Consider the following 13,142-nt stretch of genomic DNA (forward strand, 5'->3'; position numbering starts at 1 on the left):
CGAGGCCGCCAATGCGTTCGAGCGATCACACCCCGCACGCCCGCTCGGCACGGAACTGGGCGACGAAGGCCTCGAACGTACCGGCGTCGAGTGCGGCTCGCATGTCGTGCATGAGCTGCAGGTAATAGTGCAGGTTGTGGGTGGTGGCGAGCATGCCGAACAGCATTTCGCCGCAGCGGTCGAGGTGGTGCAGGTAGGCGCGGGAGAACTGGCGGCAGGTGGGGCAGGGGCAGCTTTCGTCGAGCGGGCGTTCGTCCTGCTTGAAACGGGCGTTGCGAATGCGCAGGTCGCCGAAGCGGGTGAACAGATGGCCGTTGCGCGCATTGCGCGTGGGCATGACGCAGTCGAACAGGTCGATGCCCGCGCTCACGCCATCGACCAGGTCTTCGGGAGTGCCCACGCCCATGAGGTAGCGCGGCTTGTTGGCGGGCAGGCGGGGCGCGGTGTGGCGCAGCAGGCGCAGCATGTCGTCCTTGGGCTCGCCAACGCTCAGGCCGCCGATGGCGTAGCCGGGCAGATCGAGCGCGGCAAGACCGTCGAGCGAGGCGTCGCGCAGAGGCTCGAACATGCCGCCCTGCACGATGCCGAACAGGGCGTTGGGGTTGTCCAGCCGCGCGAACTCGGTCTTGCAGCGCGCGGCCCAGCGCAGCGAGAGTTCCATCGAGGCGCGGGCCTCGGTCTCGGTGGTGATGTGCTTCTGCCCGCCGCGATCGACGTCGTAGGGCGTGCATTCATCGAACTGCATGACGATGTCGCTGTTCAGCACGGTCTGAATCTGCATGCTCACCTCGGGGGTGAGGAACAGCTTGTCGCCGTTCACCGGCGAGGCGAAACGCACGCCTTCCTCGCTGATCTTGCGCATCGCCCCCAGGCTCCACACCTGAAAGCCGCCGCTATCGGTGAGGATGGGCGCGTCCCAGCCGATGAAGCGGTGCAGTCCGCCGAACTGCCGCACGACCTCCAGCCCCGGCCGCAGCCAGAGGTGGAAGGTGTTGCCCAGAATGATCTGGGCTCCGGCCTGCTTGAGACTGTCGGGCGTGATGCCCTTGACGGTGCCATAGGTGCCCACCGGCATGAACTGCGGGGTGTCGAGGGTGCCGTGATTGAGGGTGAGCGTGCCGCGGCGCGCGGCGGCTGAGGTGCGATGGACGGTGAATTGCAGCATGGGCGACATTGTTTCAGAGTTGCCACGGCGCAGGCCGCACGATCCGCTACCCTATCGACCTGCCCGACCGACACCATGCACGCTGCGCCGCCTCCCACCGACTTCGCGCCCGCCGCCCTGGCCTGGGGTGGCAGCGCGGAGGTCGTCTCCGGCACTCCGCAGTCATGTCATCTGAAGGGTCACTGGACTTCCCGCGGTCTGCGTCGCCCGCCCGACTGGCAGCTCCCCGCGGGGGTGCGGCAGATTGCACTCCGCGCCCCGGACGTGCCTTTCGACACCAGCGGCGCCCTCACCTTGCTCAACGCCATGGACCGCTGGAAGAGCGCTGGCGCGCAGATCGATCTCTCCGGACTGAGCGATGCGCAGCGGCAGCTGCTCGAACTCGTGCAACAGCGCGCGCTGCCGGTGCCCGCGGCCCAGCATCCGCTCGGCCTGCTGGGCGACATCGGTCGCGCCACCCTCACCGCGCTGGACGAGATGCGGGCGCTGCTGGCCTTCGTCGGCGAGCTGGTATGGCGCGGCACGCCCGCGCTGCTGCGGCCCTGGCGGCTGCGCTGGCGCGAGATCATCCACGAGATCGACGCGGCCGGGCTGCGCGCACTGGGCATCGTCGGTCTGCTGTCCTTCCTCATCGGCATGGTGATGGCGTATCAGGCGGGGGCCACGCTGGCCACGTATGGGGCCAACATCCTGATCGTCAATCTGGTGTCCATCATCACCCTGCGCGAACTCGGGCCGCTGCTCACCGCCATTCTGGTGGCCGGGCGCACGGGCTCGTCGTACACCGCGCAGATCGGCACCATGCAGATCACGGAAGAGGTCGATGCGCTGCGCGCCCTGGGGCTTTCGCCCTTCGACATGCTGGTGCTGCCCAAGGTCGTCGCCCTGCTCATCACCCTGCCGTTGCTGGCGCTGTTCGCCGACGTGATGGGCCTGGTGGGCGGCGGCGTCGTCGCGGCCGTGGGCTATGGCGTGCCGTTCAGCGAATACGCCGCGCGCATTCCGCAGGTGGTCGGGCTCAAGACGCTGGTGCTCGGCATGGTGAAGGCGCCGGTGTTCGCCATCGTCATTGCCCTGGTGGGCTGCATGCAGGGGCTGCGCGTCAAGGGCAGCGCGGCCGCGGTGGGGCGCGCGACCACGGTCAGCGTGGTGCAGTCGATTTTCCTGGTCATCGTGATCGACGCCGGGTTTTCCGTGCTCTACAACCTGCTGCATCTATGAAGACAAGCGCCGATCTGGTCATCGATGCCCAGAACATCGTCAACCGCTTTGGCAACGTGGTGGTGCACGACGGCCTGAACCTCGCTTTGCCGCGCGGCGCCATCATGGCGCTGGTAGGCGGCTCGGGCTCGGGCAAGACGGTGCTCTTGCGCAGCCTGATTTTGCTGCGGGCGCCCAACGCCGGCACGCTCAGGCTCTTCGGTCAGGACGCGCTGACGGCCGACGAAGCCCAGCGACAGGCGCTGCGCCAACGCATCGGCGTGCTGTTTCAGGGCGGCGCCCTGTTCACCGGCCTGACCGTGCTGGAAAACGTGCTGCTGCCGCTGCGCGAGCAGGGCCTGGTGGAGAAGCCTCTGCTGCCCGAGCTGGGCATGCTCAAGATCGGTCTGGCCGGGTTGCCGGCCGATGCGGCGCACAAGTATCCGTCCGAGCTTTCGGGCGGCATGGTCAAGCGCGCCGCGCTGGCCCGCGCCCTGGCGCTCGACCCGGAACTGCTGGTGCTCGATGAGCCGACCTCCGGCCTGGACCCGATCGGCGGCGCGGCCTTCGATCAGCTCATCCACGAATTGCGCGACCTGCTGGGGTTGACCATCCTGCAAGTCACGCACGATCTCGATTCGATCTGGCATGGCAGCGACACCGTGGCCTTCCTCGCCCGCAAGACAATGCTCGCCATCGGCCCGGCCGCCGAGCTGGCACGACGCGACGAACCGGAACTCGTGGCCTATTTCCGCGGCAGCCGCTCGGCCGCCTATCTTCACGAAACCGCCCCGCAAGACGGCCGGTGATGTCGAGGTCCCTCATGGAATCCAAAGTCAACTACACCGCCGTCGGCCTGTTCGTGGTGCTGCTGGCCCTGATGCTGGGTGGCCTGGCCTGGTGGCTGGCGACCGGTGGCAAGCAGACGGCCACCAGACCCTACCTGATCTACGCCACCGACAACGTCAGCGGCCTGAAGACCGACAGCAATGTGCTCTACCGCGGCGTGACCGTGGGCAAGGTTGCCAGCATCGAGATCGATCCGAAGAGCCCGGCGCTCATCCGCATCGAAGTCGAAATCGACCGCGACGTGCCGGTGCGCGACGACACCGTGGCACAGCTCAGTCCGCTAGGCGTCACCGGGCTGTCGGCCGTCAACCTCATTGGCGGCGCCTCGCCCAGGCCGCTGCCCACGCCACCGGGCGAACCTGATCCGGTGATTCCCTACAAGCCCTCGGTGTTCACCCAGATCGAGGGTGGCATCAACGATGCGGCCATCACGCTGGCGCGCATCAGCCAGCGGGTGGACGCGTTGCTCAGTCCGGCCAATGTGCAGGCACTCGGCGCGACCTTGCGCAATCTCCAGACCGTGTCTGCAACACTCGCATCCAACCAGGGCAACATCAATCAGATGTTCGCCAATGGCCGCAAGACCAGCCTGAACCTGACCCAGATGAGCGAGCAGGGCCAGGTGCTCGTGCGTCAGACCGAGGTGTTGGTGCAGAAGCTCGGGGGCGTCTCCGCGCAGCTCAGCGCGGTCATGCCCCAGATCGGCGCGGCGGCCAGCAGCGTGGCCCGGGCCGGCAATACCACCACGGCCTTCACCCAAGCCGGCGTACAGGCCATGACCCAGTTGCAGACCCGAACCCTGCCCGAGGTGGACGCCCTGGCGCGCAATCTGCAGCAACTGAGCAGCCAGCTCGGTTCCCTGACCGAAAACCTCAAGACCAATCCCAGCCAACTGCTCTACGGTCCGGCGCTGCCCGCGCCTGGCCCGGGAGAACAACCATGAATCCTGCCCGCCGCCTCAACCCTCTGCGCCGCGGTGCCGTCGTCGGCATGGTGATGGCCGCCAGTCTGGCACTGGCCGCCTGCTCACTGCCGATCAACCGAGCCTCGGTGCAGCAAAGCTACCGGCTGACCGCTGCCGACATTGCCTCGCCTCCGCTGCCTCAGCCCACCGTCATCCAGTTGCTGCCGGTGCGGGCCAGCGCGGGGTTGCAGTCGCCGGCCATGATGTACAGCCGCAGCCCGGACACGCTCGACGCCTATCGCGACAGCCGCTGGCTGGCGCCACCCGCCCAACTCATCGGCGAGGCCATCGCCCACACCCTGAGCCGCCAGCCCTGGGTGAGCGCGGTGCAGCAGCAGGCCGTGCTGGTGCGCGCGCCCTGGACGCTGCATTGCACCCTCAACCGCCTGGAGCACGATGTGCGCGCCACCCAGGGCGCTGTGCGCCTGGATCTGACCTGCGAACTGGCCAACCCACACGCCGGTCACATCGCCGCGCATTGGCGCTTCGACGGCAGCCAGCCGCTCGCGGTGAACGACGCATCGCATTTCGCCCAGGGCGCGCAGACCCTTCTGGACCGGGCGCTGAACGAGATCGTGCAGCAGACCCGCGCGGCGGTGGAGACGGGGCGGGATCAGAAGCCGGGGCACTAAGGCAGCGCCAAACAAGTTTTCGTGATGGCCCGCCTGGCCGCGGGAGGGGATGCAAGGCGCAAACCACGGCCCTGGCCCAAGCTATTGATCTGGCCTGAAGAAGGATGAACGGGTCAATGGGCCTCGCCATGCAAGCGTCTCCCCCTCCCAACCTCCCCCACGCTGTGGGGGAGGAGAGAACTGCGCTTCGCGCGATCTGCGTAAATCCATCCCAACCTCCCCTACGCCGCGGAGGAGGCGTGTTGGCTCCCTCTCCACTTGTGGGGAGGGTTGGGGTGGGGTGCCATTTCAGACTTCAACGTGCCGGATCAATAGGGCAAGGACTGGCAACGCCGCAGACCGCCCGCGGCCAGGATGCGCGACGCGCGAAGGACTTGTGCAGCGTTGCCCTGATCCGCTCGCTCAGCACGACTCGTGCGGGCTCAAGGCCACGGCGTCGAAGTCGGCCTGGCGCATGTGCTGTGCCACATAGCGGTCGCCCAGCCGCAGCAAGTGGTGGTGGAACGCGCGAAGATGGTTGCGCGAACCGCGCTCCAGGTCTTCATACACAGCGAGGATTTCAGGCTGGCGGGTGCGGCTGCGGGCTTCGGCCAGATCGAAGATGTCGAGTTCCTCGATGCGCAGCCCGACCTGGATGGCGTCGCGTTCGCTGCTCAGGCCCTGCGCCAGAAGACTGTCATGCAGCGTCTGGAAAGCAGGAGTGTGGAACACGCCCACGGGCAGCCCGGGTGCCGGATCGCTCAAGCCGTAATGCAACAGCAGCGCGGCGATAGCGTCCCTATGCGCCTGCTCAGCGCCGCTGATGTTGAGAAACGGGCGCAGCCCCCAGCGCTCGCCGAGTTGCACATACACGTCGCGGGCGATTTTTTCCTCCTCGTGCATGTGCAGCAGGTCATGCTGCTCGTCGGCGCCGAGAACCTGCGGCCTGTGCGAAGCGATGTGTCGGCGCAGGGCTGCGATGTGCTCGATACGGTGCTGCTCGCGGCCTTGCGCAAGCCGTGCGGAGAAAAACGGTTGTTCCATGGTGGCTCCCGATTGAATCGTGGCGCCGATTTTGTCGGCACGAGGCCCGCATGGGTTTGTGTCAGCGCAAGGTGCCGGCGTCCTCGCGGCAAAGCCACATGGCATCGCCGTAGCTGAAAAACCGGTAGCGCTGCGCAATCGCATGCGCGTAGGCGGCGTGTATGGTGTCCATGCCGGCGAAGGCCGACACCAGCATGAGCAGGGTGGACCGGGGCAGGTGGAAATTGGTCAGCAAGGCATCCACCACCCGAAAGCAATAGCCCGGGGTGACGAACAGCGCCGTATCGCGCGCGCCGGGCAGCACGGTGCCGAATGCGGCACCCTCCGCCTCGGCGGCCAGGGCGGCGGATTCGAGCGCGCGCATCGCCGTCGTGCCCACGGCCACCACCCGCGGCGCGGCATCGGCCCGGCCCGCCGCGCGTGCCTCGACCTGCAGCGCCCGCACTTCGGCAATCGCCTGCGCGGTCGCCTCGGGCACGGTGTACCACTCGCTGTGCATCGGGTGCTGGCGAAGATCGCTCACCCGTACAGGCTGAAACGTGCCCGCGCCGACATGCAGCGTGACGGCCATGCGGCGCGCACCGGCGGCGTCGATCTGCGCCAGCACCGCATCGTCAAAGTGCAGCCCCGCCGTCGGCGCGGCCACCGAGCCGGGATGCCGCGCATAGACCGTCTGATAGCGCTCGGCATCCTCGCCGCCGGGTGCATGGGTGATGTAGGGCGGCAGGGGCACGGCGCCGTATTGATCCAGCAATGCCAAGGGCTCGCTGGGAAACGCGAGCTCGAACAGGCTGTCGTCGGGCCCGGCGCGCCCCACGGTGCGGACCGCGAACAACGGCGCCGAAGACGGCGGCAGCGCACCTTCCGGTGCATCCGGACGACGGGCGCCGAGCCAGAGAACCTGCCCCGGCTTGGGCGATTTGCTCGCCCGCACATGAGCCCATACCCGGTGATCGGCCAGCACCCGCTCGACTAGCACTTCCACGACACCCCCGAGCGCCGGGCCGGCCTGCGCGTGGGGCGCATCACCCTGCGCGGCCTTGAAGCCCCAGAGCCTGGCGGGAATCACCCGCGTGTCGTTGAACACCACCAGATCGCCCCGGCGCAGCAGACCGGGCAGTTCGCGGAAACCGCGATCCCGCCATGCGGGCGGACTGCCCGCGTCGAGCAGGCGGCTGTCGCCGCGTCGCGCCGCGGGATGCTGGGCGATCAGTTCAGGAGGCAGGTCGAAATCGAAATCGTCCACGGAGAGACTGGGCGAGGTCGCGCCCGTCGCTCCCGCCGCATCGCGCGGAAGAGAAGCAGTCATCAGATGGGAAAGGGGTTGAAGCAAAGGGGCCGGTTGCGTCCGCCCGCCGCGCCCTCGCGATTCAAGAGCGAACGCGCCGCAGGAGGTTCAGCAGCCCGGAAGGCACCATGATCTTAAACAAGGTGCGCAGCGTCTGGCCCTTGAAGGTGTGATACACGAAAACACTGCTGGTCAGCAGGCCGAAGGCCACCTCGGGTTGAAGCTCGGCCAGCACGTCGGCCGCGCTGAGGCTGAGTGCGCCGAGGTGGCGCAGCGATTGGCGACTGCCGCGCTGCCCCGGTTTGCTCTCGCGCGCGTAAATCTTCTTGGCGACCGAAAGCGAGTCCAGCGCCGTGCGCGGACTGGACGAAATCTGGGTGGGGCTGCGCCGGTAATCCAGCAAAGGCAGATCCAGATGGGCCACGGGTCCGACGCGCGCCACGCGAACGAACCATTCCCACTCGCAGACGATTCTGATCTCGGTATCGAACATCCCGGCAAGCTGCAGCGCGTCTCTGCGGAACATGACCGTGGGTGGATGGATGAAATTGCCCCGCACAAGTTCGTCGTAGACCTCTCCCCGGTAGACCTTGATGTCGGTCTTGCCGTTCTGCCGGGCACTTTCGTGGGCCAGCAAGGTGAACGTCTCTTCATGCGGGTAACGCGCCCGGACGCCACCGCGCTGCGGACTGCAACGGGTGTAGTAAATACCGCAGTAAGAGGCGGGCTCCAGGGGGCCGGTCTCGTCGAAGGCGCCGAAATCGGAACTGCAGAGCAAGATGTCGGGGTGCGACTGGAGGTAGCGCAGTTGCATCGCAATGCGATCCGGACGGCACAGATCGTCGGCGTCGAGCAGGGCGATGTAGTCGCCCCGAGCCGCCTGCACGCTCACATTCCTCGCCACGGCAATGCCCGCATTGGCCTGCCGGATCACTCGCACCCGCCCCGCATAGGCCTCCAGAATCTCGGCCGTGCCGTCGGTGGAGCCGTCGTCCACCACCACGACATCGAGATTGCGGTGGGTCTGGGCGAGCAGACTGTCGAGCGTCTGCGCGATGGTGCTGCAGGCGTTGTAGGCGGGAATGACCACGGACACCAGTGCTTCCGGGTCGATAGGCCCAGTCTCGTCGGCATCCGTACTCATGCTCTTGGCTCCTCGGCTACCGGGTTCGGGGTGAGTGTCGCGCTCCTTGCCTCGCTGAGCGGTACAGGTTCTGTCAGTTCGCGGTGCCCGGACACACGGGCCTTCAGTCGATAGAGCCAATGGATCAGCCCAGGACGGTGGACACGCAGGCCGAGTGTCTCCCGCGTCTGCTGGAAGAAATGTCTCTTGTGACCGTACTCACCCTTGAGCGTGTCAAAGGTCCTGCAACCTTCACCGATGGCCTGTTCGATGGCATAGGCCATCAAGAGCTGCCCCGGACTCAGGCCCGCATGCGCAGGATCGAAACCGCCTTGAAAATGATAGAAGGTTTGGCCCCACCTGAATCCATACAGCATGGCGATGGTCTTCCCCTCGAGTTCGAGCGAAAAAAGGCGCAGCCGACCATGGGCCTGCAGCGCATGCATCACGCCCCGATGAAAGCCGAGATACTGTGGGGAGGTAAAACTGAGCTCCTGCGTCCGCCCCTTCCATCGCAGTTGATGCAATGCCGCCAAGCAGTCGAAGGCCTCGTCGATTTCACCGGACTGCCTCACCTGACGAAAATGCGCGCCGGGCAACTGCTCGAATTTGCGGCGATAGCGAGCCAATGCCTGACGACGATCGCGGCTGAGACCCTGGCGATAACGCTCCCAATCTGGAGGCAGATCGCCGTAGATGATGCGGTTCACCGGCATGCGTTCGATCGTTTCGGAAGCGTCGGCACTTCTCTGCGCGAAGCAGGCCACCAGGGCGGAATCGGCGGACAGATCGACCAGGTCGAGCAACTGCCAATCGGGAACGTGATGCAGGATGTGATCGACGAAGGCGCAGGAGACGGCTTGTTCATGGGTCGGGTCGAACACCATGCCCAGATCGTCTGGCGCCGTATCGCCTCCGGCACCGATCGGCCTGAGCTTGCGCACACGCAGCACCCTGAAGGCGCGGTGTGTTTCCAGGTACAGCGGGAAAATGCCCACGACCTGGCCGCCGATGCGCGCCACCAGAATCCGCAGTTGTCGCCCTTGCCCGTAGTGCGACCACCAGAGCCGCTGCCAATCCCAGCCGAGAAAGAGGCTGTTGCGCGAGGTCAGGTCTTCGAGGGCGCGCCAGTCAGGCTCCAGGGCGTCGAAATCCGGCGTCGAAGTGACGAGTTCAATCTGCATGAGGGTGGTGGCACGACCAGACGAAAGACGCGAATGCAGCGCCCTTCAGGCCCAGGGACGATGCATGCGCCAGGCCAGAAGGGGAAGGTGGGACGTGACGGGGATGCGCGGTATGGCCATCGGGTCGACCGCTTCGGAGACCGTGCCTTCCTCGGTGGTCACCGCGGCGCGATAGAGCGACCGGGCGATGCTCCGGACCCGTTCATCCGTCGAACCGTTCGGGTAGCAAAACAGATCGACGGCACGCCCCAGTTGCAGCTCCAGCATGCTGCGGCTGTCGTGGAGCTCTCGCTGGATCTCCGCCTCCGTCAGCGTCGGAAGAATCGGATGGGTCATGGTGTGCGAGCCGATCGACAGCTGCCCCTGATCGCAGGCGCGCACCTCGTCCCAGGTCATGGGGTCGTAGGCCTCGTGCTCTTGCGGGGTGGGGACAAAACCGGGCGTGTGCTCGCGCAAAGTGGACTGCGCCTGCTGACGCTGCGGGAACGAAAGGGTTTTCATCCAGGCGATGGTGGTTTCAAGGTTCGAGGCCTCGCACCCGGCGGCCGCGGCCCATTCGGCCAGAGCCCCGGCAGAAAGACGGCGCAGCCGCGCGCGGGCTTCGTGGTTCCACATCCACTGCTTGGATTCCACCATGCCCGGGCAGACGAAGATCATGGCGGGAATGCCGAGTTGCTCAAGCACGGGACGGGCGATTTTGTATTGATTGCGCAAACCGTCGTCGAAGGTGATGGCCAGCTCACTTTTTCCAGAGCCGAAGGGGGCGGGCCGACGCGCCATGACGTCGTGGATCATCGCGTCCAGCGGCACGATGTTGTAGCGCTGCTTCAGCCAGGACATCACCCGCAGGAAGTCGTCGGGCGTCATCCGCGCGTCGCCCACGCCGTGCAACATGAGGATGCGACGCACGGGGTGCCTGTGAGCCAGCCAATGCGACACGCCGCTGCCCAGCGCCATCGACAGCGCGGAGGTGCGTGCATAGCTCCTGAGCGAGCTGGGCGGGGCGAAATGAGTGTCATCCATGAGGGGTCTGGCACGCGCGAGGACAGCGAAATCGGTGGGTTACCCTCTCGCGTGCGCCGGTCTGCGGCCAACTCAATATACAAACTTTTACCTAGTTGAAGACAAACGCCCCCCATGAATGGGCGGCTATTGCCAACGGTTCAAGCCCCCGACGCGGGGCGGACATGGCGACATGCTGTCATACATGAGGCGACCTGGCGAGGAAAAAAGTCTCATTGGGCGACGGGTCCTCGGGACTGCTTTGATTTGGTCAATCAATCGCATAACAACATTCAATTGTTATTCGCAACGTTCACCGACTACGCTGGTTGGGTGTCTGGTTCAGCCAGCGCACCACCCCATACCCATAAAGGAGACTGCCATGCAACACATCCCCCTTCGCGTCACGCCCCGTGCCGATCTGGCGCCCGGTCAAGCACTGCAGCGCGCCCGCCCTTGAGCGCCGGTGACTTTACCCAGCAAATCACAAAAGGAGTAAACCATGTCTAGCGAATTGAAATGCCCGTTTGCGGGTGGGTCTCTGACTCAAGCGATGGCCGGTGCCCACAGCAATGCGGAGTGGTGGCCCAACCAGCTCAATATCGGCATCCTGCAGCAGCAATCCGAGAAGTCCAACCCGATGGGCGAGGCGTTCAACTATGCCGAGGCCTTCAAGACCCTCGATCTCGACGCGGTGGTGGCCGACCTCAAGGCGCTGATGACCGATTCGCAGGATTGGTGGCCTGCCGACTATGGCCACTACGGCCCGCTGTTTATCCGCATGGCCTGGCACGCGGCGGGCACCTACCGCATCGGTGACGGCCGCGGCGGCGCAGGACACGGCCAGCAACGCTTCGCCCCCCTCAACAGCTGGCCCGACAACGTCAACCTCGACAAGGCCCGCCGTCTGCTGTGGCCGGTGAAACAGAAGTACGGCAACAAGCTGTCATGGGCCGACCTGCTGGTGCTGGCGGGCAATGTCGCGCTGGAAAGCATGGGGTTCAAGACCTTCGGCTTCGCTGGCGGCCGACCCGACCAGTGGGAACCCGACAACTCGGTGTACTGGGGTTCGGAGGGCAAGTGGCTCGACGACCAGCGCGAAGGCACCAAGCAGAACGAGATGGAAAACCCGCTGGCCGCGGTGCAGATGGGCCTGATCTATGTGAACCCCGAAGGCCCCGGCGGCAAGCAAGACCCGCTGGGTTCGGCGCAGATGGTGCGCGAAACCTTCGCCCGCATGGCCATGGACGACTATGAGACCGTCGCGCTCACCGCAGGCGGCCACACCTTCGGCAAGTGCCACGGCGCAGGGCCTGCGACCAACGTCGGCCCCGAACCCGAGGCCGCGCCCACCGAAGACATGGGGCTGGGCTGGATCAGCAAATACAAAAGCGGCAAGGGCGGCGACCAGATCGGCAGCGGCCTCGAGGGGTCGTGGACACCCACGCCCACGACCTGGGACATGAGCTACCTCGAAGTGCTGTTCGGCAACGAGTGGGGCTCGGTGAAGAGCCCCGCCGGCGCCAACCAGTGGACGCCCAAGACCTCTACCGACAAGAACATGGCCCCGGCGGCGGACGATGCGGGCAAGAAGGTGCCGATCATGATGACCGACGCCGACATGGCCATGCGCATGGACCCGGCCTACGAGAAGATCGCACGCCACTTCCTTGCCAACCCCAACGAGTTCGCCGACGCCTTCGCCCGCGCCTGGTTCAAGCTCACCCACCGCGACATGGGCCCGCGCAGCCGCTACCTCGGCAAGCTCGTCCCCAAGGAAGAACTGATCTGGCAAGACCCAGTGCCTGCCGTTGACCATCCGCTGATCTCGGCCGCAGACGTGGCCGCGCTCAAGGCCAAGGTCATGGCCTCGGGTTTGAGCGGCGCCGAACTGATCTACACCGCCTGGTCGTCGGCCTCCACCTTCCGCGGCAGCGACAAACGCGGCGGTGCCAACGGCGCGCGCATCCGCCTCGATCCGCAGAAGAACTGGGACGTCAACCAGCCGGCCCAGCTGGCCAAGGTGCTGGGCAAGCTCGAAGCCATCCAGGCCGAGTTCAACCAGGGCGGCAAAAAGGTGTCCTTGGCCGATCTCATCGTGATCGCGGGCAATGCTGCGGTGGAAGCCGCCGCCAAGGCTGCAGGCGTCGAGGTGACCGTGCCCTTCCACGCCGGCCGTACCGATGCGCGGCAAGACCAGACCGATGCGGCCTCGTTCGCCGTGCTCGAACCCAAGGCCGATGGCTTCCGCAACTACGCCAAGAAGGGCCTGGGCGGCGCTGGCGCGGAGCTGCTCGTGGACAAGGCCCAGTTGCTGAACCTCACCGCGCCCGAAATGACCGTGCTCGTCGGGGGTCTGCGCGTGCTGGGTGGCAACCATGGCGGCAGCAAGCATGGCGTGTTCACCCAGCGCGTGGGCGTGCTGTCCAACGACTTCTTCGTCAATCTGTTGGACATGAGCACGAAGTGGGAGCGCACCGGAACCGAAGGCGTGCTGGAGGGCCGCGATCGCAAAACCGGCGCCCCGAAATGGACGGCCACGCTGGCCGACCTGATGTTCGGCTCCAACGCCCAGCTGCGCGCGATTGCCGAGGTCTATGGTCAGCACGACGCCCAGGCCAAGTTCGCCCGCGACTTCGCCGCGGCCTGGGGCAAGGTGATGCACCTCGATCGCTTCGATCTGGCCTGAGGCGCCATTCACTCCACACACCT

Annotated in this window: 11 protein-coding genes; 5 read left to right on the forward strand and 6 right to left on the reverse strand. The window is 66.1% G+C overall.

Annotated features, from left to right (window positions below; genetic code table 11):
* Positions 1 to 25: 25 nt before the first annotated feature.
* Positions 26 to 1,165, reverse strand: a complete 1,140-nt coding sequence (tgt, locus tag BVH73_RS06050; protein ID WP_079420390.1) for a tRNA guanosine(34) transglycosylase Tgt — start codon at positions 1,163 to 1,165, stop codon at positions 26 to 28.
* Between the two features lie 75 nt (positions 1,166 to 1,240).
* On the opposite strand from tgt, the gene BVH73_RS06055 reads away from it, so the two are divergent.
* The 4 genes from BVH73_RS06055 to BVH73_RS06070 are packed head-to-tail and all read left to right on the forward strand — an operon-like array spanning position 1,241 to position 4,810.
* Positions 1,241 to 2,386 carry an MlaE family ABC transporter permease gene (locus BVH73_RS06055; protein ID WP_079417015.1) on the forward strand — a complete coding sequence of 382 codons (1,146 nt, stop codon included), beginning with the start codon at positions 1,241 to 1,243 and terminating at the stop codon, positions 2,384 to 2,386.
* Positions 2,383 to 3,174, forward strand: coding sequence for an ABC transporter ATP-binding protein (locus tag BVH73_RS06060; RefSeq protein ID WP_079417017.1), 792 nt, complete (start codon positions 2,383 to 2,385; stop codon positions 3,172 to 3,174). The genes BVH73_RS06055 and BVH73_RS06060 overlap by 4 nt, the downstream gene beginning before the upstream one ends.
* Positions 3,175 to 3,188: 14 nt before the next feature.
* Positions 3,189 to 4,157 (forward strand): MlaD family protein, encoded by a 969-nt coding sequence (locus tag BVH73_RS06065; RefSeq protein ID WP_079417019.1) that lies wholly within the window; start codon positions 3,189 to 3,191, stop codon positions 4,155 to 4,157.
* Entirely contained in the window at positions 4,154 to 4,810 is a 657-nt protein-coding gene (locus tag BVH73_RS06070; RefSeq protein WP_079417021.1) for an ABC-type transport auxiliary lipoprotein family protein, read from the forward strand. The genes BVH73_RS06065 and BVH73_RS06070 overlap by 4 nt, the downstream gene beginning before the upstream one ends.
* 402 nt (positions 4,811 to 5,212) lie before the next feature.
* Here the strand turns inward: BVH73_RS06070 and BVH73_RS06075 are convergent, their stop codons facing one another.
* The 5 genes from BVH73_RS06075 to BVH73_RS06095 form a co-directional block, all read right to left on the reverse strand.
* Positions 5,213 to 5,833: a DUF2202 domain-containing protein gene (locus tag BVH73_RS06075; protein WP_154048432.1), complete on the reverse strand. Its 621-nt coding sequence runs from the start codon at positions 5,831 to 5,833 to the stop codon at positions 5,213 to 5,215.
* 61 nt (positions 5,834 to 5,894) lie between these two features.
* Positions 5,895 to 7,142: a tRNA preQ1(34) S-adenosylmethionine ribosyltransferase-isomerase QueA gene (gene queA, locus BVH73_RS06080; RefSeq protein WP_079417025.1), complete on the reverse strand. Its 1,248-nt coding sequence runs from the start codon at positions 7,140 to 7,142 to the stop codon at positions 5,895 to 5,897.
* Between the two features lie 61 nt (positions 7,143 to 7,203).
* Positions 7,204 to 8,265: a glycosyltransferase family 2 protein gene (locus BVH73_RS06085; protein ID WP_079417027.1), complete on the reverse strand. Its 1,062-nt coding sequence runs from the start codon at positions 8,263 to 8,265 to the stop codon at positions 7,204 to 7,206.
* Complete coding sequence (locus BVH73_RS06090) at positions 8,262 to 9,428, reverse strand: GNAT family N-acetyltransferase (RefSeq protein WP_079417029.1); 1,167 nt, start codon at positions 9,426 to 9,428, stop codon at positions 8,262 to 8,264. The genes BVH73_RS06085 and BVH73_RS06090 overlap by 4 nt, the downstream gene beginning before the upstream one ends.
* A 45-nt stretch (positions 9,429 to 9,473) precedes the next feature.
* Positions 9,474 to 10,451 (reverse strand): polysaccharide deacetylase family protein, encoded by a 978-nt coding sequence (locus BVH73_RS06095; protein WP_079417031.1) that lies wholly within the window; start codon positions 10,449 to 10,451, stop codon positions 9,474 to 9,476.
* A gap of 481 nt (positions 10,452 to 10,932) precedes the next feature.
* Between BVH73_RS06095 and katG the strand changes: the two genes are divergently transcribed.
* Positions 10,933 to 13,119 carry a catalase/peroxidase HPI gene (gene katG, locus BVH73_RS06100; RefSeq protein ID WP_079417033.1) on the forward strand — a complete coding sequence of 729 codons (2,187 nt, stop codon included), beginning with the start codon at positions 10,933 to 10,935 and terminating at the stop codon, positions 13,117 to 13,119.
* Positions 13,120 to 13,142 lie beyond the last annotated feature (23 nt).

The sequence above is a fragment of the Thiomonas intermedia genome (assembly GCF_002028405.1).
Classification (GTDB): Bacteria; Pseudomonadota; Gammaproteobacteria; order Burkholderiales; family Burkholderiaceae_C; genus Thiomonas; species Thiomonas intermedia.